We start from the raw sequence: 24,825 nt of genomic DNA on the forward strand, positions 1-24,825 counted from the left end.
ACTTCTCACAGCAAATTTAGCCATGTCACAAAATTCAAAAATAAACACCATTCAATATGCTTCTTTCGATGCTTATCCCGTTTATTTGAAAGATGATTTAGGCGTAAATTACACTAGTAACAAAACCACGATTAAATTATGGAGTCCCAATGTTGAAGAAACCAAAATCAATTTTTACAAACAAGGCAATGGGGGTGAAGCCACAGCAACTAAAAGTCTAGATTACGACCCAAAAACCGGAGTTTGGCAAATTGTTTTAGATGGTAATTATCACAATACTTATTATACTTTTCAGGTAAAAAGTAATGAAAATTGGTCCAAAGAAATGCCCGATCCTTATGCAAAAGGAGTTGGTGTCAACGGAAATAGAGGTTTAATATTCGATCCAAAACAAACGAATCCTTCGAACTGGAAAACCGACAAGCAGCCTCCTTTAAAATCTGTTTCGGACATTATACTATATGAAGCTCATGTCCGTGATTTTTCTATCGACCCGTCATCAGGAGTAAGAAACAAAGGGAAATTTCTTGGCATTGCGGAGAAAAACACTAAAAACACTTTTGGAGAAGCAACAGGATTAGACCATTTAAAAGAGTTAGGAATTACCCATTTGCATTTGCTTCCAGTATTTGATTACAAATCTATTGACGAGACTTCATTAGATAAAAACCAATACAATTGGGGATATGATCCACAGAATTACAACTCTTTAGAAGGATCGTATTCAACAAACCCTTTTGATGGTTTAGTTCGCATGAAGGAATACAAACAAATGGTTTTGGCATTGCACGAAGCTAAAATTCGACTGGTAATGGATGTGGTTTACAATCACACCAGTTCTACCGATATTTTTGACCAATTGGTTCCTGGTTATTATTACAGAAGTTGGCCTGATGGAAAACGCTCGGATGCTACAGCTTGTGGAAATGAATTTGCCTCCGACCGAATCATGGCTCGACAATTCATGTTGGAATCCCTCAAATATTGGGTAAAAGAATATCATATTGATGGATTTAGATTTGATTTAATGGCTGTGCATGATATTGAAACAATGAATGCTATTTCGGCAACATTAAAAGAAATCAACCCGAGTATTTTTCTATACGGTGAAGGATGGACAGCAGGAGATTCCCCTCTACCAATAGAAAAGAGAGCCTTAAAAAACAATGTTAAAAAGTTAAATGATATTGCGGTTTTCTCAGATGACATAAGAGATGGTGTAAAAGGGCACTGGTCTAATGTTACTGAAAAAGGTTTTGCAAGCGGAAATCCAAATTATAAAGAAGTAATTCAATTTGGAATTGTAGCTTCTACAAATCATCCGCAAATAAAATATGATTCTAAAAGAAGTTATGGTCAATTTCCTTATGCTGACAGTCCGACAAAAGTTATTGGATATGTTTCCTGTCACGACAACAACACTTTGTATGATAAACTAAAAATAGCTAATCCAAAAGCAACTGAAAAGGAATTGATTCAAATGGATAAACTGGCTAATACCATTGTTTTGACTTCACAAAGCATTCCTTTTTTGCACATGGGAGAAGAAATGAAACGTACCAAAATGGGAGTGGAGAACTCCTATAAATCACCTGACAGCATCAATAAAATCAATTGGAACTGGAAACACGAAAACAAAGAGTTGGTTCAATATTATAAAAATCTAATTGCACTAAGAAATAATCATCCAGCCTTTAAAATGACATCTGAAAAGATGATTCAAGAACATTTGGAATTCTTGGAAATTGATTCTCCTTTATTAGTAGCGTATACATTGAAAAATTATGCTAATGGGGATAAATGGAAGAATATCAGAGTTTATTTTAATGGAGATGAAAAAGAAGCACAACAGCCACTTGACGGAACATGGAAAATAGTTTGCAATGGCGAAATAATCAATCAAAACGGTATTGAAATCATTAAAAATCAATCTGTAAGAATCCCAAGCAGAAGTGCCGTAATTTTGTATCAGGAATAATTATTTTAATTAAAAAATGTGCTGAAAAATATCGATATTTGCAGCTCTCTAAAAACAAATAATACAATTATAGGAATGAATAAAAACACTATTCTTGGATGGGCGACCTTTATAATGATAGTCATGGGATTATTATTGATAGGATTAGGAGCTTTTCGATACGACGATGTGGCAGGCTGGGGATTTGCAGCTGTAGGATTTGGTTTTTTAGCTAATGCTTGGGTATTTAGTTCTCTTAAAGGAAGGGTTTAATTTGCATTCAAAACCAATAATTAATCACATAATAAATTAAAACATTTAAATATGTCAGACGATAAGAAAGTAATTTTCTCAATGCAAAAATTGAGTAAAACGTATCAAGGAGCAGATAAACCAGTGCTTAAAAATATCTATTTAAGTTTCTTTTACGGAGCCAAAATAGGTATTTTAGGTTTAAATGGTTCTGGAAAATCTTCTCTTTTAAAAATTATTGCAGGAGTTGATAAAAACTATCAGGGGGATGTTGTTTTTCAACCAGGTTACACTGTTGGATATTTAGAGCAAGATCCTATTCTTGATGATTCAAAAACCGTGATCGAAATTGTTCGTGAAGGTGCCGCCGAAACAATGGCAGTTTTGGAAGAATACAACCAAATCAATGATTTGTTTGGTCTCCCGGAAAACTATGAAGATCCGGATAAAATGGATAAATTAATGGATCGTCAAGCTGCATTACAAGACAAAATTGATGCATTGGGAGCCTGGGAAATTGATACGAAATTAGAAATCGCGATGGATGCTTTGCGCACACCAGAGGGAGATACACCAATTAAAAACCTTTCAGGAGGAGAACGTCGTCGTGTGGCTTTATGCCGTTTGTTATTACAGCAACCAGACGTTTTGCTTCTGGATGAGCCTACGAATCACTTGGATGCTGAAAGTGTACTTTGGTTAGAACAACACTTAGCACAATATTCAGGAACTGTAATTGCAGTAACACACGACAGGTATTTCTTGGATAACGTTGCAGGTTGGATTTTGGAATTGGATAGAGGCGAAGGTATTCCTTGGAAAGGAAACTACTCCTCATGGTTAGACCAAAAATCAAACCGTATGGCACAGGAAGAAAAAGTGGCTTCTAAACGCAGAAAAACTTTAGAGCGTGAGTTAGAATGGGTTCGTCAAGGCGCAAAAGGCCGTCAAACCAAACAGAAAGCACGTTTACAGAATTACGATAAACTCTTGAACGAAGACCAAAAACAATTGGATGAAAACTTGGAAATCTATATTCCAAATGGACCTCGTTTAGGAACTAATGTTATTGAAGCCAAAAATGTAGCTAAAGCTTTTGGAGACAAATTATTATATGATAATTTGAATTTTACTTTGCCACAAGCTGGAATTGTTGGAATTATTGGGCCAAATGGTGCTGGTAAATCTACCATTTTCAAAATGATTATGGGAGAAGAAAAACCAGATAGTGGAGAATTTCTGATTGGTGACACTGTAAAAATTGCTTATGTAGATCAAGCACATTCGAATATTGATCCGAATAAATCCATTTGGGAAAATTTTGCCGATGGACAGGAACTTATTATGATGGGCGGAAAACAAGTAAATTCAAGAGCCTATTTATCGCGTTTTAATTTTGGTGGAGGCGAACAAAACAAGAAAGTATCCATGCTTTCGGGTGGTGAAAGAAACCGTTTGCATCTTGCCATGACTTTGAAAGAAGAAGGAAACGTATTGTTACTGGATGAGCCTACGAATGATTTGGACGTAAATACGCTTCGTGCACTCGAAGAAGGTTTGGAAAATTTCGCAGGTTGCGCAGTAGTGATTTCTCATGACAGATGGTTCTTAGACAGAATTTGTACTCATATACTAGCATTTGAAGGAAATTCTGAAGTGTATTATTTTGAAGGGGGATTCTCTGATTATGAGGAAAATAAAAAGAAACGTTTAGGTGGTGATTTAACTCCAAAACGATTGAAATACAGAAAATTGATTAGATAATACTATTTTCTATAAAAATGCAAAAGAGGATGTCCACAGAAAGGCATCCTCTTTTTTTTAGACAAAAAAAACTAATCATTTCATTTTATCAGAATTCATCATCTTTATCACAGCTTCAATTTAAACCAATAATTACCAATCCGAAAACAACTACCATTATAAACGTATCGCTTTCACTATGAATAAAGTGACAAACCTCTTATAAAAATTAAATATTAAGATGTGTCAAATTTATGATATCAATACGTGTTAAGAGATGACATTTATCATAAAACCAGAATTATTCTAAAAATTTTATTTTCAATTCAGGAGTTGGAATCATGCAACTTTCCTTTTTACCATACCAATCGTATCTATTCTTGGCAATGTAGTCGTATAGGTAGTTTCTTATTCCAGTCGGAATAACTTTTAAAGCAGTTCCAAACGAAAATATTCCACCCAAACTCCTAGCAATTTGCAAAGCAGCATCAGACTTGTAATAGTAGGCGATTCCTGGTTCATACAAAACAATGCTGTCAATATTTTTGGCATCAATTCCAATATAGGCAAGGATTTCTTGCCCCAATTCTGATTGTAGTGCCACAAATCGGAAAGTATCTTTTTTATCGTGTTTAATAACGAATTGCACTGCCGAATTGCAGAGATTACAAACGCCATCAAAGAGAATTATTTTTTTATTGGGAGGGAGGTTTTGCATTTATTTGTTCTTCAGAAACCTACACTTTTTTATTTATAATTTTTACTATTTCTGTTATTCTTGCCAAATGATGGTCATCATGTTCTGCTACAAATAAAAAAATATCCATTGTTCGCATTGGAATTTTTAGTCTTGGGTGAAGCGAGGATTTGAAAACCGTTTCTTCATCAATACTTTTGAGCAATGAAACTGTATGTTGTCTTATCTCTCTAAAACTACTAAGAAGATTTTCAATAGGTGTATCATTATGGTTTGCTAAATCTGTTTTTATATTTAGCAAGTCTGCAATGCGCAATTCTAACTGATTGTTTATTACATCTTCAAGTCTTCCTGTCCATAAAGGCTCAAGATCAATTAAATGCCCAACATTCTCTTTGATTGACCATGTATTATTAATTCTGTCTTCCAAAATTGTAGACGGTATTGATTTGAGCTTTTCCTCAAGTCTTATAGGTGTGCCAGAAAGACGTTCAATAATTGATGGAAAAATATTTTGCTCAGTTTCAAAATTAAATTTTCTGTCAAACCATTTTATTTGTTCCATAATTTATTTGTTTTTAAATAATTCCTAGAATAAATACTAAATACACTAACTAAATATTACTTCTTACCCGCTTCCACAAATTCCAAATCATCCAAACTTACTTTAGAAGTAAACAAGCCATAGTTAACCACAGCTTTGTTTTTCTCAATCTTATCAATGCTTCCCACTGATTTTCCATCCAGCATTCGAACTCTGTCACCAACTTTTAGAATAGGTTTTGGCTTCTCAATTACAGGTTTTAATTTCTTTTCTTTCTTTTCCTTTCGGATTTCTTCCACAACAACTGTAACTTCCTCAATAATTTCCTTTTTCTTCTGAATAATTGCTTTAGCCTCTTTCGGAGTGGCTTTTTTGCGTTTGGAATTTTCAATTTCGATGATTTTCAAAAACTCTCCAATCAGGTCTTTTTTGTTTTTATTATTGAAATATTTCTCGGCGATATCTTCTATTTTTTGACCAATGTAAATTGTCTTTTGATTGCTATCGTACAATTCTTGATAGCTTTCCAATTTTTGCTTGATTTTGACATTGATATTTTCCATTTTTTTGCTCTCTTCACGCGCTCGAGTTTCTTCCTCTTTGAGGTTTGTGGACGTTTTTTCCAATTTCGAGCGTTCCTTTTGCAAATTGGCTATCGTTTTATCAAAACGAACTTTTCCTATTTCAATTTTCTTTTTGGCACGATTGATTAAGCTAAAAGGGATTCCATTTTTCAAGGCCACTTCAAAAGTAAAAGAGCTTCCCGCTTGTCCCAAGACCAATTTATACATCGGTTCTAAAGATTTTTCGTCAAATAGCATGTTGGCATTGGTTGCATAAGGCAATTCATTAGCCAGAATTTTTAAGTTCGAATAATGCGTGGTGATCAATCCGAATGCTTCACGATGATAAAACTCTTCCAAGAAGATTTCTGCCAAAGCACCTCCCAATTCCGGATCGGAACCCGTACCAAATTCATCAATCAAGAACATGGTTTTCTTGTTACACTTTTTCAAAAAGTAGTTCATGTTCTTCAATCGATAACTATAAGTACTTAGGTGATTTTCAATAGATTGATTATCCCCAATATCTGTCAATATTCTATCAAACAGAAAGGTTTCACTGCGTTCATGAACAGGAATCAACATACCCGACTGCAGCATCAATTGCAATAAGCCAACGGTTTTCATCGAGATCGTTTTACCTCCGGCATTAGGACCAGAAATAACGATTATTCTATTTTCCTGACTTAATTCTATTGTTTGCGGATACGTAACTTCTTTTTTCTGTTTGTTATTCAAATACAAAATAGGATGATAGGCCTCTCTGAAATAAAGACGACGTTCCTCGGTAATAGTTGGTAAAATTCCGTTGATTCTATTGGCGTATTTAGCTTTGGCAGCAATCACATCGATATCGCTCAGGAAATCCTGATATTGAATCAGCAGAGGCAAAAATGGACGAACTCCATTTGATAGCTGCTTTAGAATTCTTGTAATTTCCTCTTTTTCTTCATATTCCAAATTACTTAGTTCGCGAGAATATTTAAGAGTATTTTCGGGTTCTATGTAAGCAATACTTCCTGTTTTGGAACTTCCCAAAATAGAACCTTTCACTTTTCGTCTGTACATGGCTAATACAGCCAAAACACGACGGTTTTGCACAAAACTCTCTTTGATATCATCCAAATACCCCAAGCTGTTGTATTGAGTCAAAGCCGAACCAAAACTTTGATTGACTTTTCCTCGGACTAAATTCATTTCACGACGAATTTCCAATAATCGGGGAGAAGCATTGTCTTTTATCTCTCCGTATTTGTCCACCACAGCATCTACAAGCGTAATAATCTCTTTGGTTAGTTGAATCCCTGAACCTTTGGCGCAAAGATTCGGGTAATAATCATTGAATTTATTTAAAAAAGTCAAAAGAACATTCGTCGTTTCTGATATTGTGGCAATTTTTCTAAAACCACCTACTTCCAGAAAACTGTCTTCGATGGCGAGAAATTTTATTTCATATGTAATGGCATCAAAACCGTGATTCGGAATCGCATTGTTATTCTGGAAAGAGGAAACATACTCTGAAGTTTGCAACAATGCAGCCATCAAAGACTCTTTGTCTCTAAAAGGAGTTATTTCCAAGGCTTTTTGTTTTCCTATGTCGGTATTACAAATTTCGGAAATCGTTTCGAGAACCGTAGGAAATTGTAAATCTTGTAACGTTTTTTCGGTAATGGAGATCATTTAATAATTTGATTTTACGTTACAAAAATAAGGTTATTTAAGAAAGAAACATAGCCTTATTTTGCAGAGATTATAAGAGATAAAATCAAGAAGATTGGATTTTATTTTTAGCTTTTGTTTCGGTCCTTTTGCGAATCTCTTTCAAATCTTCATGTATCTTTGCAAAATAACTTTTGAATATGAACCTCAACTTAATTCCTTCATGGCAAACTATTTTATCAGACGAGATAGAGAAACCGTATTTCTATGAATTGATGAATACTATTGAACAGGAATATCAAAATGCGGTTTGTTTTCCGCCAAAAGAATTGATTTTTTCAGCATTTAATATGTGTTCATTTGAAAATGTAAAAGTGGTTATTATCGGACAAGATCCATATCATGGTGATGGCGAAGCCAATGGTTTGTGCTTTTCCGTAAGTGATTCTATAAGAATTCCGCCTTCGCTGCGCAATATTTATAGAGAATTAACAACTGATCTCGATTCTATTTTTATGCCCACTTCAGGAAATTTAGAATCTTGGGCAAAACAAGGCGTTTTATTACTCAACGCATCGTTAACTGTAAGGAAAGATAATCCAAACAGTCATAAACATCTCAAATGGAATCTTTTTACAGATGCGGTTATTCAAAAGATATCTGATCAAAAAGAACATGTAGTTTTTATGTTATGGGGAAGTTTTGCCCAAAAAAAAGGAGCAAAAATTGATCGGACAAAGCATTTGGTTTTAGAATCAGGACATCCTTCGCCCATGAGTGCCAATCAGGGAAAATGGTTTGGAAATAAACATTTCAGTCAGACGAATTTGTATTTAATACAGCATAACTTAGAGAAGATTGACTGGCTGTAATTTCAATTAAAAACAAAACATCATAATTACACTAAATATCTTGATTTCGAGTGAGGGATAAGAGCTAGCTACCGAAGTAGCGCGGATAGCCCGACCCCGTTGAGAAAAGGGGCTGTATAAGCGATTTGATTAGTAAGCCCCTTTTCTCAACGGGGACACTCCCAAAATATTTTTATTTTATTCCAATGTCAAGGCCCCCAATATTTCTTCGGAAAGAAAGGGACCTCCAGGATATTTTGCCGTATAATCGAGATTTAACCACACTTGATTGCGTTCATCAATATGATAATTGAGCTGTTTATGATGACTTTCTTGTGAAAACAATACGTTTTTGATCAAATAATTTACTTTTTCAAGGTCACTCCTGTTTCCAATTAAAATTTCGGGATAGATATGACCTTTGGTGTGAATAAGCCTTGGTGTGCCGCCGATAGATCTAATAGCAGCGGCCATCAAAATAGAATGATCATCGCAGTCTCCCGAAAAATAAAGTAACGATTCATGCGCTGTGGCAATATAATCTCCGTTTTTGGGATCATTTACATAATTCCAACGGCTATTGATTTCTTTAAAAACGGCAAAACACTGGATTAAGTTTCTGTAATCAGAATAGCCCCGAATTTTCTTAAAATGCTTTGTTGTTGCCATAATGGCAAAGTTTCTCACCTTCGGATTCTCATATTCGATTGCCTTTAAGATCTCATCCTTATTGGGAAACGGCAGTAATTTGGCGATAATAATATCCTGGGGAAAAGGATTGTTATTCATAGTGTAAAGCATCGAATTGTAATCGTCAAAAACGGAATTGAAACTAAAATTCCCAAATAAACTACCATAAATGAGTGCCAAAAAATAGAGTGCCAAACAAATAATAATTATGGTCCTTAAAGAGTATAAAGCAAGGTGAACAGTTACCAAGACAAGAATAAAAAGCAGTATTCGATCCAAATTAAAATACCAATGTGGATCAATTAAATTTTGGTGAAGTACTATAAATAAAGGGATTGTAATAAGAATACTCAAAAGAAAGATAACAAAACTATCCCAAGGTTTTTTCAACTGAAACTTGGACTTTACTAAATGAAAATTCGTTTTGTTAAGTTGTATCATAATACCCAAAAGTAGGGACTTGGATTGCTTTTTGTAAAAGTACTTTTTTTTTTTAAAGTTACTTAGATTCTGAGATACTAAGTCACTAAGTTTTTTTCAAAGTCACTATGTTTCTGAGAATCTTAGAGAGCTTAGCAACTCAGCAACTTTAATTACACATTAATATCCTTGAAATCATTGGATATAGCATAGCGAATCATATTGGTAAACGCCTCATTGTCCAGTTTTGGAATCTCAAGAATTGAATTCAGTAAAGTGGTATCGTATTCATTGGGATTGGTAATAAAATAAGGCTTCAAATGCTTACCAATGCTTTCATAATAAAGTTTTTCGATGGTGTTTTTGTATTTGAAATCGAGCGGATTTTTAATCAAAGTAAAATTCGTATAACCCACTTCTTTCATAATCAATTGTAAACCCTTTACGATATTAAAACTTTTGTCGTTTACAATATTCAATTGCTCGATGTCGTCTCGCTCAAAAGCGTTTACAATCACTCTGGCTACATAATCAACTGGAATAATGTTCAGTCCTGTCTCTTCGTTGATGATGAACCGAACGTTCTCCTGCTCACCTTTTCGCTGTGAAGTAAAATGAAAGAACTTTGCCAAAAGATAAAAAACCATGTATTTCGGAATAAAATAAGGGCTTTCGGTACCCAGCATTTTACCTCCAATAACGCTTGGTCTCAAAATTTGAAAAGGCAATCCCAACTTTTTGCATTCTTTAGCAATGTAATTCTCCGAATGAAATTTAGCATCCTCATACGCATTGCGATGCTTTGGTGTGAAATCCAGATTATGAAAATCATTGTCAATCAGTCCGCCACGTATTCCGGATGAAAATGCTGTTCCTATGTAAATGAATTTCTTGATAAAAGGATGAAAAGTCTTGAATAGCGATTTGGTTATTTTGGCATTTTCGTCAAAAATTTTCTCTTTTAGATTCTCGTCCGTGGATAGATTAACATAACCTGCGGAGTGAATAAAGTAAGCTCCTTTTATCTTTTCAGAAAAAGTATCTTGGAGATTAGCCAAATCCGAATCTATAATTTCTATATACTCATGAAGTTTTTCTAAACCAGTTTTCAGTAAAATAGAAGGAGTGTAATCACTGGTCAAAAGTTCATTAACACGGTCTAAAGCACTGAATTTTCCTTTGTTTCTGGCAATAATAAAAAGTTTTCCGTTATTGCTTTGTTTGATAAAAAGCTCTAGAATGTCATACATAATATGCGATCCCAAAACTCCAGTTGCGCCGGTAAGAATTATTTTCATTGGTTCATTTTTCGAAATGCAAATATAGTTTTAAAAAAAAGAATGAGGAAGTTTGTGGCAAAGCAAATAATAGAAACGAATTACACTAATTTTCACAAATCCATATCAGAATATTTTCGTGCAAATCTAGGTTTTAATTCTCTGCTAATTTCTGCAATGTATACTCAATCAATTCATCAACGGCTTTGTATGGATCAGCACTAAAAGTTCCGTTGGCACGATTAGCAATAATAGCATTTAATGACAATGCATGATGCCCTAAAAGAGCGGAAAGCCCATAAATGGCTGAAGTTTCCATCTCGAGATTGGTAATTCTTGTGCCCTCAAAAAGGAAATTATCCATTTTGGAATTTAAACTTGAATCTTGAATCTTTAAACGCAAAACACGTCCTTGAGGTCCATAAAAACCGCCTGCGGTTGCCGTGATTCCTTTGTGCATTCTATCGCTTTCAATTCTTTTTTCCAATACCGAAGAACAAGGAATAACAACAGGTTTTCCTTTACGCAAGTCCCAATTGGTGTGTTCAATAAATGCATTTTCCATTTCAATATTAGAAACAGTATCGACCAAATAGGAGCGAAGCATATTATCAAGTCCCAAGCCAAATTGAGCCATCACAAAGCTATCCACAGGAATATCGGCGTGCAAAGAACCGGAAGTTCCTATTCGGATAATGTTTAATGAGGTTAGCTTTTCTTTTGGTTTTCTGGTTTCTAAGTCAATATTGACAAGCGCATCCAATTCGTTGATGACAATATCAATGTTATCAGGCCCAATTCCTGTAGACATCACCGTTAAGCGTTTACCCTTGTATATACCAGTTTGAGTTTTGAATTCTCTTTTTTGGATAGAAAATTCAATAGAATCAAAATATTTGGTGATTTTTGCCACTCGATCTTGGTCACCCACAAAAATAATATCGTGAGCAATATGTTCGGGTTTCAAATTAAGGTGATACACACTCCCGTCAGGATTGAGTATTAATTCGGATTGTTGAATAGCCATTTATTTATGAGTTTAGAGGGGTTAAAAGTTTAGGAAGTTTAGATGTTTTGATATTTAGAAGGCTTAGATGTTTATAAAGTTTAAATCTGCTTCTAAACTTTTTAACACTTCTAAACTTTTCCTATCCTCCAACACGTTTTACCTTAAACCCTTTATCTTTTAAGATAGTCATTATTTTATCGCGATAATCACCTTGAATGATAATAGAATCGTCTTTGAAAGTCCCACCAACACTCAGTTTGGTTTTGATTTCTTTGGCCAGAATTTTAAAATCCTCGTCGGTTCCTTCGTATCCCTCAATTATAGTGGTCGCTTTTCCTTTTCTCTTTTCGAATTTGCAAATCATAGGTTCTTTTTGAACATATAATTCATGCGCTTCTTTTTCTATTGCCTCCTCGGGAGCCATTTCGTGATCCGGAAAAAGATTCTTCAATTGGTCTTGTAAATCCATATTTTTCAAATTATAAAAAATCAAAAGCCAAATTCCAAAAGTGTATCATTGGAATTTGGCTCTTCAGCTTTTTGGAATTTTATTTCTTAATTAAACCTAAATCAACTAGGCGTTCGTATAAATAGTCTCCCGCAGTAATATCCTCGAATTTCTTAGGATTTTCGGCATCGATACAGTTTTCTAAACAGTTTAATTTCATATCACTTACTGGGTGCATAAAAAACGGAATAGAATAACGCGATGTTCCCCATAATTCTCTTGGTGGATTAACCACTTGATGAATCGTAGATTTTAGTTTATTATTGGTATGACGCGATAACATATCACCCACATTAATTACCAATTCGTCTGGCTCAGCAACAGCATCAATCCAATCACCATTATGGTTTTGAACTTGTAATCCTTTTCCTTGAGCTCCCATCAACAAAGTAATCAAGTTGATGTCTCCATGAGCTGCTGCTCTAATAGCATTCTCAGGTTCGGATGTAATAGGAGGGTAGTGAATTGGTCTTAGGATTGAATTTCCGTCTTTGGCGTATTCGTCAAAATAAAATTCATCCAATCCAAGATGCAATGCCAAAGCTCTCAATACATAAACACCTGTTTTTTCAAGCATTTGGTAAGCTTCTTTACCTACAACATTAAAACGTGGCAATTCTTTTACCTCAACATTATCTGGATATTCCGAAGCATATTTGGAATCTTCGTCCACATACTGTCCAAAATGCCAAAACTCTTTCAAATCCCCTTCTTTACGTCCTTTGGCATGTTCTTTTCCAAAAGAAACATAACCTCTTTGTCCGCCAATTCCAGGAATCTCATAGCTGTGTTTTGTTTCTAATGGCAAGGAAAAGAAATTCCTGATTTCGCCATACAATTCATCAACTAATTGATCGTTTAAAAAATGCCCTTTGAGCGCTACGAAGCCAATATCTTCGAATGCACTTCCGATTTCATTTACAAATTTTTGTTTACGTTTCGGGTCGTCCGAAAGGAAATCACGCAAGTCAACACTAGGAATGTTTTGCATATTATGTCTGTATTTAATACTTTAGAAGTTTTAAAACTTCGTAAGTACAAAGATAAAAAATAAAATAGATAAGTTATTTTAAAAATTATTGACATTTTAAAATAATATAACATTTTTCAGTTAAACTGTTATATTTTTTTATCTTTGAGATATTCACCAAATACGACTAAAAATGAATTTTGATAAAAAAAACCTATCTAACGATACCTTATTAGATCTATATAAAAGAATTCTGAAACCGAGATTGGTTGAGGAAAAAATGTTAATCCTTATTCGACAAGGGAAAGTGTCTAAATGGTTCTCTGGCATAGGACAAGAAGCCATTTCAGTAGGTATTACCGCTGTTTTGGACACCGATGAATACATTCTACCGATGCACCGAAACTTGGGTGTATTTACAGGAAGGGACATTCCCTTACATCGTTTATTTTCACAATGGCAAGGCAAAGCCAATGGTTTTACCAAAGGTAGAGACCGAAGTTTTCACTTTGGAACACAGCTTTATAAAATTATCGGAATGATTTCGCATCTGGGACCTCAACTGGGCGTTGCCGACGGAATAGCATTGGCCAATAAATTACAGAAAAACGGAAAAGTAACGGCTGTTTTTACCGGAGAAGGCGCCACCAGTGAAGGCGATTTTCATGAAGCCTTGAATATCGCAGCGGTTTGGGATTTGCCAGTTCTTTTTATAATTGAAAATAACGGTTACGGTTTATCGACTCCTACCAATGAACAATATCGTTGCGAAAACCTTGCCGATAAAGGAATCGGATACGGAATCGAAAGTCACATCGTTGACGGGAATAATATTTTGGAAGTATTTAATCTATTAACAGAATTAAAAGCATCGATTGCTGAGAATCCACGTCCAATTTTATTGGAATTCAAAACATTCAGAATGCGAGGTCATGAAGAGGCGAGTGGCACTAAATATGTTCCCCAGGAATTAATGGATTTATGGGCTGCAAAAGACCCTGTGGACAATTACAGAAGCTATTTATACCAAAACAATATCCTTACCAAAGAGCATGATGATGAAATACAACACGAAATCAAAAAAGATATTGACGAAAGTTGGGCTATGGCTAATGCCGAACCAGAAATAGTTCCCACTTACGAAGGAGAATTAAATGATGTTTACCAACCCTATATTCATGAAGAATTTCTTCCGAATGCAGAAGTAGAGAATATTCGCTTTATAGACGCCATTTCCAGCAGTTTACGTCAATCTATGGAGCGTCATGAAAAATCGGTTATCATGGGACAGGATATTGCCGAATATGGCGGAGCTTTCAAAATAACAGATGGTTTTGTGGCGCAATTTGGCAAAGACCGTGTTCGAAATACACCCATTTGCGAAAGCGCAGTAGTTTCAACAGCGATGGGATTATCAATTAATGGATATAAAGCGATTGTCGAAATGCAATTTGCCGATTTTGTATCCACTGGATTTAATCCAATAGTTAATTTATTGGCCAAATCACATTACCGGTGGTTAGAGAAAGCCGATGTCGTGGTTCGTATGCCTTGTGGAGGCGGAACTCAGGCGGGACCTTTTCATTCCCAAACCAATGAAGCCTGGTTTACAAAAACTCCTGGTCTAAAAGTCGTATATCCAGCCTTTCCTTATGATGTCAAAGGTTTGCTGAATGCTTCAATCAATGATCCTAATCCTGTGCTTTTCTTCGAACACAAACAATTATACAGAAGTTTATCACAAGAGGTGCCTACAAACTACTATACTATTCCATTAGGAAAAGCCGCTTTGCTAAAAGAAGGAAATGATATTACCATTATTTCTTTTGGAGCCGCAGTACACTGGGCTTTGGACACATTAGGCAAAAATCCTGAAATAAAAGCCGATGTATTGGATTTAAGAACACTTCAACCTTTGGATACCGAAGCGATTTATACCTCGGTTAAAAAGACAGGAAAAGTGATTATTTATCAAGAAGATTCTATGTTTGGTGGCGTTGCTAGCGATATTTCGGCCTTGATTATGGAAAATTGTTTCGAATACTTAGATGCACCTGTAAAACGTGTGGCGAGTTTGGATTCTCCTATTCCATTTACAAAGGCATTGGAAGATCAATATTTACCGAAAGGTCGATTTGAAACCGAATTAAAAGCACTTTTAGAGTATTAATGAAGAAACTATAAATTAAAAAACAAAAAGGATGTCTGCAATTAGACATCCTTTTTGTTTTGGAAAATAAATTAATGATCAACTCGCAAACAGCAAAATAAGAAGCTGTGCCACCAATATTCTACTGATGGTTACTAACGGATAAACTGTAGCGTACGATTGGTTAGGTATATCAGAATCTAAATATTTGGTACTAAAAGCCAATGCAGCAGGATCGGTATAGGAGCCACTCATAATACCCACCATTTGATAAAAATTAAGTTTAAATACAAATCGGCTTATAAGTACCAATATCGTTAATGGTATAAAAGTAATGTAGCAACCATAATAAATCCACATCCATCCATCATTTGCTATAAAATTATCATAGAAACCATGACCGGCTTTAATCCCAACCGCTGCGAAGAATAAACAAATTCCGAAATCTTTCATAAAATGAATTGCACCGTTATTGATATACGAATGAATTACACCAACTCCGCCATATCTACTGATAAATAATGCGGCCAAAAGAGGACCAGCAGCCAATCCTAATTTTAACGGAACAGGCAGAGAAGGAATCATTATTGGAATTGACCCAATAATAACACCAAAAATCAACCCTCCGAAAAGAGAAAGAAAATCAGGCTCCAAAAGTATTTTTTTAGAATTTCCGATAATATTCTCAGCTTCCTGAATTGCTTCTTTACTACCTACTACCAATAAAGTATCCCCATAATAAAGTTCCAGTGTAGGCTGTGCTAAAATTTCTAATCCGGAACGAACTACGCGAGTAACTTTTAAACCAAATTGATTGTATAAATCCAGTTGTGCCAATGTTTTATGAGTCGCCGTTTTTTTAGTTACACTAAGGATTTTGGTTGTAACATCATCTTCAGACTCAATGAATAAATCCGTTGATACTTTTCCGACAATATCAATAAATTTATTAATATCTTTTTGTTTAGCTACTACCATCAAAACGTCCTTATCTTTTATTATAGAATCTAATGAAGGAGAAAAAACCACCTTGGTTCCGCTTTGTTTTTGCCTTGAAATAATTACATTCTCAATATGAAATTCTTTGAATATTTGACGGATTGTTTTTCCTACTACATTGGGCTGCGTAACTCTGCATTTTTGACGAACTATTTTATTTTCTGAATCTTTATTTTTTACATTGAGTAAAATAACTTCATTCGACAAATCAATTTTCAAAAAGTTTTTGGCTAATATTATAATCATGATAATCCCAAAAACCCCAATAGGATAAGTTATAGCATAAGCAATGGCTGGATCTGAAAAGTGATCAGAAGGAAGGTTCAATTGTTTTTGGATTTCAATCAAAGTCGATTTGGCAGCCCCTAAACCTGGAGTATTCGTAACCGAACCTGACATTAATCCAACAGCATTTTCAATTTTTACATTGGCTAATAAATGAATTAAATAGGCAATAATTCCACCCAAAAAAACGGTTCCAACTCCCAAAGCATTAAAAATCAGGCCTTCTTTTTTGAAAGAAGAAAAGAAAGTTGGCCCTACCTGGATCCCAATACCGTAAACAAACAGAATTAAACCAAATTCCCGCACGAACTGAATGAGTTCAGCATCCATACTAAACCCCAAATGACCTAAAAATAAGCCCACAAACATTACCGCGGACACCCCAAGCGACACATTACCAATTTTAAGTTTTCCTGCAAAAAATCCAACACTAATAGCCATAAATAAGACTATTAGAGATTGTGTCATTTCTGGTGTTTCGGTGGGAGTAAATAATACTTTAAACCATTCAAACATAATATTATATTTTAGTTGTGAATAATGATGTAAATAAATTAATAATTTTGTTATTTAAATATGACAAAAATCAGTTTTGACTTACTTTAACACTAAGTATCAAATTGTTACCAAAACTTAGTGTAACTTTAAAGAATACTTTCTAACTCCTTGTAAAACAAGACAAAAACGAAAACGTTTGCGCATATTTTTTTGACAAACATGATAAAAATCAGTTTTTTTCTTTGTTAGCTGGAGTACTTTTGATAAAGAAATTAACACATCAAATTACATAAATAAAGAAACATGAAAAACATCAAAATTATTCAGGAATTACACAATTTAGGAATCACAGGATACCATGAAGTTGTATACAACCCTTCTTATGAAGAATTATTCAAAGCAGAAGTTTCCAATAAAAGAAAAGGATATGAAAAAGGTGCTTTAACTGATACAGGTGCGGTTGCAGTAAAAACAGGAGTTTTTACGGGTCGTTCTCCTAAAGACAGATACATTGTTAAAGACTCCGTTTCAAAAGACACTATCTATTGGGATGATAAAGTGAATTTTCCTACAACTCAGGGAATTTATGATGAATTGAAAGGACTAGTTCTAAAACAACTTTCAACATCTCCAAAATTATATGTAGTCGATGCTTTTTGCGGGACAAATCCAGACACAAGACTTAAGGTTCGTTTCGTAATGGAAGTCGCTTGGCAAGCTCATTTTGTTACCAATATGTTTATCAGACCTTCAAATTATGAGTTGGAAAACTTTGGACAGCCTGATTTCATAGTAATGAACGGTTCAAAAACGGTAAACCCAAACTGGAGAGAGCAAGGATTAAACTCTGAAAATTTCGTTGTATTCAACCTTACTGAAAAAATTCAAATTATTGGAGGAACTTGGTATGGAGGCGAAATGAAAAAAGGCATGTTTTCCATAATGAACTACTATTTACCGTTAAAAGGAATGGCTTCAATGCACTGTTCTGCCAACGTTGGCGAAAAAGGAGATGTTGCCGTATTCTTCGGACTTTCAGGAACAGGAAAAACCACCCTTTCTGCCGATCCAAAAAGATATTTAATTGGTGATGATGAGCACGGATGGGATAACAATGGAGTATTTAACTATGAAGGAGGTTGTTATGCTAAAGTAATTGATTTATCCGAAGAAAACGAACCAGACATCTGGAGAGCTATCAAAAGAGATGCATTATTAGAAAATGTAATCGTTGATGAGTACGGAGAAATTGACTACTATGATCACTCAATCACTGAGAACTCAAGAGTGTCTTATCCAATTTATCATATTAACAAAATTGTATTGCCTTCTAAAGCAGGGCACGCAAGCAAAATAATTTATCTTTCTGCTGATGCCTTTGGAGTATTGCCTCCTGTTTCTATCTTAGATGAAGATCAAGCTCAATACCACTTCTTATGTGGATATACTTCCAAATTGGCAGGGACTGAAAGAGGAATTACTTCTCCAGAACCTTCTTTCTCTCCAGCATTTGGTGAAGCTTTCTTAACATTACATCCAACAATGTATTCTAAAACATTAATTGGAAAAATGAAAGAGCACGGAGCAAAAGCATACTTGGTAAACACAGGTTGGAACGGAACAGGGAAAAGAATTTCGCTAAAAAACACCAGAGCTATAATTGATGCCATCATTAGTGGTGAAATCGATTCTGCAGATACAAAAACAGTTCCATACTTGAACTTAACTATCCCAACGGCTTTAACAAATGTTAGCGAAGGAATCCTTGATCCAAGAGATACTTATAAAAATGCCGACGAATGGGAAAGTAAAGCAAAAGATTTATCAGAGCGTTACATTAAAAATTTCGAGCAATATACGGATACTGAAGAAGGAAAACGTTTGGTCGCTGCTGGACCTTCTTTGGAAGCAGTTTTAAATTAGAAAATTATTGATAATTATTTAAAGTTGGTTAAACACCTATTGATAATGCATAAAAAACAGCATCGATAGGTGTTTTGTATTTAAAATTAAAAATATCACTCAAGATCAATTCGTTTTGTGGTAATTTAACAAACCCATTGAATCCTTACTTTTTAATTTAACAAATAATTATTGAAACGTTAAAATAAAAATTGGATTGCAATTAATTTTTCCTCTATATTTGCAAAAGAAACAAAGAGTTATCTAATTTTATAAAGTTATGTTATCAATTCAATTACATCATCATCATTCTCATAATTGCCCTCAAGCGATGTGTTAATGGTATGCGTGTAAATCACAATAATCTAAACCCGTTTGAGTACATCAAACGGGTTTTTTATTACCTATTCTTTGTACTCAAACATTAATTTAAACTACAAACTAAAAAACTAAAAATGAGTACACTTAAAATTGCAATTCAAAAATCAGGACGTTTAAACGAAGAAAGCATCCAAATCCTAAAAGATGCAGGCATCTCAATAGATAATGGAATAGATCAATTAAAAGCAGAGGCTTCGAATTTTCCTTTAGAGGTTTTGTATTTACGAAATTCAGATATCCCTCAATATTTAATTGATGGAGTAGTAGACATTGCTATTGTTGGAGATAATTTATTGGTTGAAAAAGGAAAAAATATTGAAGTAATTCAAAAATTAGGATTTTCAAAATGCAAAGTATCTGTAGCAGTACCTAAAACATTTAATTATCAATCAGTAAAAGATTTAGAAGGGATGCGAATAGCAACTTCTTATCCCAACACTGTAATTGATTTTTTTAGTTCTAAAGGAATAACTGTTGATATTCACCAAATATCCGGTTCGGTAGAAATTGCCCCAAATATAGGTTTGGCTGATGCCATTGTAGATATTGTATCCAGCGGAAGTACTTTGTTCAAAAATAATTTAAAGGAAGTTGAAGTTATTTTCAAAAGTGAAGCTGTATTAGCGGTTTCTCCAAAAGTAAGCCCTGAATCTCAAAAAATAATAGACACCCTAAAATTCAGAATCGAATCAGTATTAAGAGCAAGAAAATCAAAATACATTTTGATGAACATTCCAAATGACAAAATTGATGCAGTTGGAAAGATCCTTCCTGTATTGCGAAGCTTAACCGTTTTGCCTTTGGCACAAGAAGGATGGAGTAGCGTTCACTCGGTAATCGATAAAGACACCTTTTGGGAAGTAATTGATAAATTGAAAGACGTTGGTGCTGAAGGAATTTTAGTTTGCCCAATCGAAAAAATGGTACTGTAACAAGCTTTAGGCTTTAGGCAATAAGCTCTAAGCCTTCTAAAACACAAGTTAATTAGCTTATAGCATATAGCTTAAAGCTTAAAGCATACAAAAAATGAACAAAATATACAATCCAAAACCAGAAACTTGGTCAGCAATTTTAGAAAGACCAACTAAAACAGTTGATGATATTGAAGCAACTGTAAAAGGGATTTTCAAGGAAGTACAATCAAAAGGTGATTTTGCTGTTGCAAAATATACATCTCTATTTGATGGGGTTTCAGTACCTGATTTAGAAGTTTCACAAACCGAAATAGCAACTGCAATCGCAACTATTTCGAAAGAATTAAAAGAAGCCATTCAATTGGCAAAATCAAATATTGAAAAATTCCACGCTGCACAAAAAACAAACCGCATCATAGTGGAAACCATAGAAGGTGTAAACTGTTGGCAGGAGAAAAGACCAATCCAAAAAATTGGTTTATACATCCCAGGAGGGACCGCTCCTTTATTTTCAACGGTATTGATGCTTGCGGTACCCGCTAATCTTGCAGGCTGCAGCGAAATCGTCTTATGTTCTCCTCCTGATAAAAATGGAAATATCAATCCAGCCATTTTGTATGCCGCTTATCTATGTGGCGTGACCAAAATTCTGAAAGTTGGCGGAATTCAAGCCATTGCAGGAATGACTTTTGGAACTGTTACTATTCCAAAAGTGTATAAAATATTTGGTCCCGGAAACCAATTTGTGACCGTTGCCAAACAATTGGCTACCCAATTTGGTGTTGCCATCGACATGCCTGCAGGTCCATCTGAGTTGTTGATTGTTGCCGATGATACTGCCGTTCCCGCTTTCGTAGCTTCCGATTTACTGTCCCAAGCTGAACATGGAACAGACAGTCAAGTGATTTTGGTTTCGACTTCTAAGCAATTGATTGATGCCGTAGCAAAAGAAGTGCAATCGCAAATGGAAGTTCTTCCAAGAAAAACCATTGCAGAAAAAGCCATTGCAAATTCAAAATTGATTTTTGTTGAAAATGACACCATCGCTTTAGAATTAATCAATGAATATGGACCAGAGCATTTTATTATTTGTACCAAAGATGAAACTTTTTATATAGACAATATTGCTAATGCGGGCTCTGTCTTTATTGGAAACTACACTCCGGAAAGCGCAGGAGATTATGCTTCTGGAACCAATCATACCTTGCCTACGAACGGTTATGCCAAAAATTATAGTGGAGTAAATTTGGATAGTTTCACCAAATCGATGACTTTTCAGAAAATTTCCGAAAAAGGAATACAAAATATTGGTTCTGCGATTGAAATTATGGCAGAAGCCGAGGGATTACAAGCCCACAAAAATGCAGTTACTTTACGCTTAAAAGCCCTTGAAAATGATAAATAGTTTTAATTTAGATAGTTTAGTTCGTGACAACGTTAAGGTCTTAAAACCATATTCGTCTGCGAGAGATGAATTTGAGGATTTTGACACTGCTGATATGGTTTTTTTGGATGCCAATGAAAATCCATACAATAGTGGCGTGAATCGTTATCCTGACCCGCAACAAGCTTCGGTAAAAAATATCCTTGCAAAACAAAACAAAGTAAATCCGAACCAAATGCTGTTGGGAAACGGTAGTGACGAGGTGCTGGATTTGATTTTCAGAGCATTTTGCGAGCCAAAAAAGGACAATGTGATTACTTTGCCACCTACTTACGGAATGTACGGTGTTTTGGCTAATATCAATGCGGTGGAAAATAGAGAAGTATTGCTTTCAACCGATTTTCAACCTCAAATTGAAAAAATCTTTAAGGCAATAGATGATAACACCAAAATGATCTTTTTGTGTTCGCCCAATAACCCAACCGGGAATTCTTTTTCAGAAGAAAGCGTTACGACTTTATTGGAGCACTTTAATGGTTTGATTGTTATTGACGAAGCATATATTGATTTTTCAGAAAAAGAAAGCTGGTTGAAAAAAATTGACCAATACCCTAATTTGATTATCACACAGACACTTTCAAAAGCCTATGGTTTGGCAGGAATTCGTTTGGGAATTTGTTATGCTTCATCAGAAATAATCGCGGTTTTAAACAAAATAAAACCACCATATAATGTAAATGAATTAACCCAAAAAAGGGCTTTAGAAAGATTGAACAATACCAATGCCATACAATCTGAAATCGTTACAATAATAAAGCAAAGAGATGAGTTACTTAAAGTTTTACTTGATATAAAATACGTGGAAAAAATCTATCCAACTGAGGCAAATTTTATTTTAATCAAAGTGGATGACGCCAACAAAAGATACAATGATTTGATTGCCAAAGGAATTGTAATCCGCAATAGAACGACACAGCCTTTATGTGAGAACTGTTTGCGTTTGACTATTGGAACGGAAGAAGAAAATAAAAAATTAATAGAAGCATTAATAGCTTAAGAAAATGAAGAAAGTACTTTTTATAGATCGTGACGGAACCATTGTTTTAGAACCTGAAAATTATCAGTTAGACAGCCTGGAAAAATTGGAATTTTATCCAAAAGCATTTCAATATTTGGCAAAAATTGCCAAAGAAATGGATTACGAATTGGTTATGGTTACCAATCAGGACGGATTGGGAACCGACAGTTTTCCGGAAGATACTTTTTGGCCAACCCAAAACTTCATCTTGAGAGCTTTTGAAAATGAAGGCGTTCTTTTTGATGATATTTTCGTGGACCGTTCTTTCCCGGAAGATAATGCACCAACCCGCAAGCCAAGAACAGGAATGTTAACCAAGTACATTAATAATCCTGAATATGATTTGGCTAACTCATTCGTTCTGGGCGATCGTTTGACCGATGTTGAATTAGCCAAAAATCTAGGGGCTAAAGCAATTTTTATGAAATCAGAAGATGATTTAGGAGTAGCTGAAGTTTCAAGTAAGAAAGAAGAATTAGACGAAGTAATCGTATTGCAATCTACCGATTGGAAAACCATTTATGAGTTTTTGAAACTCGAAGCGCGTTCGGCTTCGATTACAAGAAAGACTAATGAAACTGATATTTACATCAACCTGAACTTGGACGGAACGGGAAAAAGCAAAATTGAAACCGGAATCGCGTTTTTTGATCACATGCTTGACCAAATTGCGCGCCACGGTCAAATGGACTTGGACATTTTGGTAAAAGGAGACCTTGAAGTGGATGAGCACCATACTATAGAAGATACCGCCATTGCGCTTGGGGAAGTTTTCGCCAAAGCATTAGGGAACAAACTAGGTATCGAGCGTTATGGTTTTTGTTTGCCAATGGACGACTGCCTATCTCAGGTTGCGATTGATTTCGGAGGTAGAAACTGGCTGGTTTGGGAAACCGAATTCAAGCGTGAAATGGTAGGTAAAATGCCAACAGAGATGTTTTATCATTTCTTTAAATCATTTTCTGACGGAGCCAAAGCCAATATCAACATCAAAGCGGAAGGAACCAACGAGCATCACAAAATTGAAGCCATCTTTAAAGCTTTTGCAAAAGCGATAAAAGTAGCCGTAAAACGTGATACAGAAAAGATGATTTTGCCATCAACTAAAGGAATGCTTTAATATTACCAATTATGGATGCTCAAAAATTTGCTAAAGAGTGGATTGAATCATGGAATTCTCATGATTTAGAAAACATAATGAAACATTATTCAGAAGACATTGAAATTACCACACCAATGATAAAATTGGCCGGAGGAATAGAAAGTGGTTCTCTTTCCGGAAAACAATCCGTCAAAGAGTATTGGAATAAAGCCTTGATTAAGTTTCCTGATTTACATTTTGAGCTAATAGAAGTTACATTTGGTGTTAATTCAGTGGCTTTATATTACAAATCTATTATGAATAAAATGGCTATCGAAGTTATGTTTTTCAATGATGAAGGATTGGTAAATAAAATGATAGCCCATTATACTAATTAAGAAAATGAAAATAGTAATCATAAATTATGGAGCAGGAAATATTCAAAGTATCATGTTTGCCATCGAAAGATTGGGATTCAAAGCCGTTTTGAGTAATAATCCAGAAGAAATAAAGTCTGCCGATAAAGTAATTTTTCCTGGAGTAGGCGAGGCGAGTTACGCAATGAAAATGCTTAAGCAAAGCGGTCTAGATGCTTTAATTCCAACGCTCAAACAACCCGTTTTCGGAATTTGTCTAGGAATGCAGTTGATGTGTAATTCTTCTGAGGAAGGAAATACGGAAGGTTTGGGAATTTTTGATGTAGATGTGATTAAATTTTCTTCAAAAGTAAAAGTGCCACAAATGGGTTGGAACAATATTTACAACCTAAAATCGGATTTGTTCAAAGGAATTGCCGAGAACGAATACATGTATCTGGTTCATAGTTTTTATGCTCCCCTTTGTGCTGAAACGATTTCTACAACCAATTATGAGCTGGAATATTCATCCGCGTTGGAAAATGATAATTTCTACGGAACACAATTTCACCCCGAAAAAAGCGGTGATGTAGGCGAACGAATACTGGGTAACTTTTTGAAGTTATAAATATCAATGACAATATCTAAAATCAAAAAT

At 34.9% G+C, this 24,825-nt stretch carries 21 protein-coding genes; 12 read left to right on the forward strand and 9 right to left on the reverse strand.

The window, feature by feature from the left end; translation table 11 throughout:
- Positions 1 to 22: 22 nt before the first annotated feature.
- The 3 genes from pulA (at position 23) to ettA (ending at position 3,973) form a co-directional block, all read left to right on the forward strand.
- Positions 23 to 1,978 (forward strand): type I pullulanase, encoded by a 1,956-nt coding sequence (pulA, locus tag DOS84_RS14440; RefSeq protein WP_165830447.1) that lies wholly within the window; start codon positions 23 to 25, stop codon positions 1,976 to 1,978.
- 75 nt (positions 1,979 to 2,053) lie between these two features.
- Positions 2,054 to 2,230 (forward strand): CAL67264 family membrane protein, encoded by a 177-nt coding sequence (locus DOS84_RS14445; RefSeq protein ID WP_207802066.1) that lies wholly within the window; start codon positions 2,054 to 2,056, stop codon positions 2,228 to 2,230.
- Between the two features lie 51 nt (positions 2,231 to 2,281).
- Entirely contained in the window at positions 2,282 to 3,973 is a 1,692-nt protein-coding gene (ettA, locus tag DOS84_RS14450; protein WP_111410829.1) for an energy-dependent translational throttle protein EttA, read from the forward strand.
- 280 nt (positions 3,974 to 4,253) lie between these two features.
- Here the strand turns inward: ettA and DOS84_RS14455 are convergent, their stop codons facing one another.
- From DOS84_RS14455 to DOS84_RS14465, 3 genes are read right to left on the reverse strand one after another with little or no spacing between them, the layout of a single operon-like run.
- Positions 4,254 to 4,670, reverse strand: coding sequence for a thiol-disulfide oxidoreductase DCC family protein (locus tag DOS84_RS14455; RefSeq protein ID WP_111410830.1), 417 nt, complete (start codon positions 4,668 to 4,670; stop codon positions 4,254 to 4,256).
- Between the two features lie 19 nt (positions 4,671 to 4,689).
- Entirely contained in the window at positions 4,690 to 5,214 is a 525-nt protein-coding gene (locus DOS84_RS14460; protein ID WP_111410831.1) for a DinB family protein, read from the reverse strand.
- A gap of 56 nt (positions 5,215 to 5,270) precedes the next feature.
- Complete coding sequence (locus DOS84_RS14465; RefSeq protein ID WP_111410832.1) at positions 5,271 to 7,436, reverse strand: endonuclease MutS2; 2,166 nt, start codon at positions 7,434 to 7,436, stop codon at positions 5,271 to 5,273.
- Between the two features lie 179 nt (positions 7,437 to 7,615).
- Between DOS84_RS14465 and ung the strand changes: the two genes are divergently transcribed.
- Positions 7,616 to 8,287: a uracil-DNA glycosylase gene (ung, locus tag DOS84_RS14470; protein WP_111410833.1), complete on the forward strand. Its 672-nt coding sequence runs from the start codon at positions 7,616 to 7,618 to the stop codon at positions 8,285 to 8,287.
- Positions 8,288 to 8,464: 177 nt separating this feature from the next.
- Here ung and DOS84_RS14475 read toward each other — a convergent pair whose 3' ends face one another.
- From DOS84_RS14475 to DOS84_RS14495, 5 genes are all read right to left on the reverse strand, one after another.
- On the reverse strand, positions 8,465 to 9,397 hold the full coding sequence (locus DOS84_RS14475) for a transglutaminase-like domain-containing protein (RefSeq protein WP_111410834.1): 933 nt from the start codon (positions 9,395 to 9,397) through the stop codon (positions 8,465 to 8,467).
- A 152-nt stretch (positions 9,398 to 9,549) separates the two neighbouring features.
- Entirely contained in the window at positions 9,550 to 10,674 is a 1,125-nt protein-coding gene (locus DOS84_RS14480) for an SDR family oxidoreductase (protein WP_111410835.1), read from the reverse strand.
- 133 nt (positions 10,675 to 10,807) lie between these two features.
- A complete protein-coding gene (locus DOS84_RS14485) occupies positions 10,808 to 11,680 on the reverse strand; it encodes a nucleoside phosphorylase (RefSeq protein ID WP_111410836.1) in 873 nt (290 codons plus the stop codon).
- Positions 11,681 to 11,801: 121 nt separating this feature from the next.
- Positions 11,802 to 12,131 (reverse strand): translation initiation factor, encoded by a 330-nt coding sequence (locus DOS84_RS14490; RefSeq protein WP_111410837.1) that lies wholly within the window; start codon positions 12,129 to 12,131, stop codon positions 11,802 to 11,804.
- Positions 12,132 to 12,210: 79 nt separating this feature from the next.
- Positions 12,211 to 13,161 (reverse strand): isopenicillin N synthase family dioxygenase, encoded by a 951-nt coding sequence (locus DOS84_RS14495; protein WP_111410838.1) that lies wholly within the window; start codon positions 13,159 to 13,161, stop codon positions 12,211 to 12,213.
- A 172-nt stretch (positions 13,162 to 13,333) separates the two neighbouring features.
- Between DOS84_RS14495 and DOS84_RS14500 the strand changes: the two genes are divergently transcribed.
- Positions 13,334 to 15,310, forward strand: coding sequence for an alpha-ketoacid dehydrogenase subunit alpha/beta (locus tag DOS84_RS14500; protein ID WP_111410839.1), 1,977 nt, complete (start codon positions 13,334 to 13,336; stop codon positions 15,308 to 15,310).
- A gap of 78 nt (positions 15,311 to 15,388) precedes the next feature.
- On the opposite strand, the gene DOS84_RS14505 is transcribed toward DOS84_RS14500, so the two are convergent.
- Entirely contained in the window at positions 15,389 to 17,089 is a 1,701-nt protein-coding gene (locus tag DOS84_RS14505) for a putative transporter (RefSeq protein ID WP_111410840.1), read from the reverse strand.
- 285 nt (positions 17,090 to 17,374) lie between these two features.
- Here DOS84_RS14505 and pckA point away from each other — a divergent pair, with 285 nt between their 5' ends.
- From pckA to hisH, 7 genes are all read left to right on the forward strand, one after another.
- Positions 17,375 to 18,994 (forward strand): phosphoenolpyruvate carboxykinase (ATP), encoded by a 1,620-nt coding sequence (gene pckA / locus DOS84_RS14510; RefSeq protein WP_111410841.1) that lies wholly within the window; start codon positions 17,375 to 17,377, stop codon positions 18,992 to 18,994.
- 434 nt (positions 18,995 to 19,428) lie between these two features.
- Positions 19,429 to 20,286: an ATP phosphoribosyltransferase gene (gene hisG / locus DOS84_RS14515; RefSeq protein WP_111410842.1), complete on the forward strand. Its 858-nt coding sequence runs from the start codon at positions 19,429 to 19,431 to the stop codon at positions 20,284 to 20,286.
- A 94-nt stretch (positions 20,287 to 20,380) separates the two neighbouring features.
- Positions 20,381 to 21,673, forward strand: coding sequence for a histidinol dehydrogenase (gene hisD / locus DOS84_RS14520; RefSeq protein ID WP_111410843.1), 1,293 nt, complete (start codon positions 20,381 to 20,383; stop codon positions 21,671 to 21,673).
- Positions 21,663 to 22,709 carry a histidinol-phosphate transaminase gene (hisC, locus tag DOS84_RS14525; RefSeq protein WP_165830448.1) on the forward strand — a complete coding sequence of 349 codons (1,047 nt, stop codon included), beginning with the start codon at positions 21,663 to 21,665 and terminating at the stop codon, positions 22,707 to 22,709. The genes hisD and hisC overlap by 11 nt, the downstream gene beginning before the upstream one ends.
- A gap of 4 nt (positions 22,710 to 22,713) precedes the next feature.
- A complete protein-coding gene (gene hisB / locus DOS84_RS14530; RefSeq protein ID WP_111410844.1) occupies positions 22,714 to 23,850 on the forward strand; it encodes a bifunctional histidinol-phosphatase/imidazoleglycerol-phosphate dehydratase HisB in 1,137 nt (378 codons plus the stop codon).
- 11 nt (positions 23,851 to 23,861) lie between these two features.
- The gene (locus DOS84_RS14535) at positions 23,862 to 24,209 is read left to right on the forward strand and encodes a nuclear transport factor 2 family protein (protein WP_207802067.1); all 348 of its coding nucleotides are present in this window, start codon (positions 23,862 to 23,864) and stop codon (positions 24,207 to 24,209) included.
- 4 nt (positions 24,210 to 24,213) lie between these two features.
- A complete protein-coding gene (hisH, locus tag DOS84_RS14540) occupies positions 24,214 to 24,795 on the forward strand; it encodes an imidazole glycerol phosphate synthase subunit HisH (protein WP_111410846.1) in 582 nt (193 codons plus the stop codon).
- Positions 24,796 to 24,825: the final 30 nt, after the last annotated feature.

The sequence above is a fragment of the Flavobacterium aquariorum genome (genome assembly GCF_003254745.1).
GTDB lineage: Bacteria > Bacteroidota > Bacteroidia > Flavobacteriales > Flavobacteriaceae > Flavobacterium > Flavobacterium aquariorum.